Source organism: Novosphingopyxis sp. YJ-S2-01 (genome assembly GCF_016093175.1).
Classification (GTDB): Bacteria; Pseudomonadota; Alphaproteobacteria; order Sphingomonadales; family Sphingomonadaceae; genus Novosphingopyxis; species Novosphingopyxis iocasae.
Window position 1 is genome coordinate 1 of the sequence record NZ_JAEDAI010000024.1, and the last position, 438, is coordinate 438.

Consider the following 438-nt stretch of genomic DNA (forward strand, 5'->3'; position numbering starts at 1 on the left):
TGCTGACCGCGCTATTCAGGGCTTCGATGAGCCGCCAGAAGGAGGCTACCTATAACCAGACGATGGCGGGCCTCATGAAATTCAATGTGCGGGCTACTGGTTTTGTCAGCAAACTGTTTGATGCAGTTTCCGCAAATATCGCATTGAGGTTGCCCTTGATTGCCGGAGTTCTTAACTCATCGATTACGCGGCCTTCTTGTGCTGTGCCGCGTGCCAGCGTTGCTCGTACTGCATCGGACTGAGATAGCCCAGTGTCGAATGTAGCCGCTTGTGATTGTAAAAACCCAGCCAGTCGATGACGGCGTCCATGGCATCTCGGCGGGTGGCGAACCTGTGACCATGCAGGCGGGCTGTCTTGAGCTTGCCCCACAGGCTCTCGGTGGGCGCGTTGTCCCAGCAATTGCCTTTGCGACTCATCGACGAACGCATGTTCCAGGC

The 438-nt window shown here is 56.2% G+C and carries 1 protein-coding gene; it reads right to left on the reverse strand.

Going from position 1 to position 438, the window contains the following annotated elements; all coding sequences use genetic code 11:
- Positions 1-183 precede the first annotated feature (183 nt).
- The coding region (locus I6A82_RS14480; RefSeq protein WP_198095675.1) for an integrase core domain-containing protein at positions 184-438 on the reverse strand (255 nt) is incomplete at its 5' end.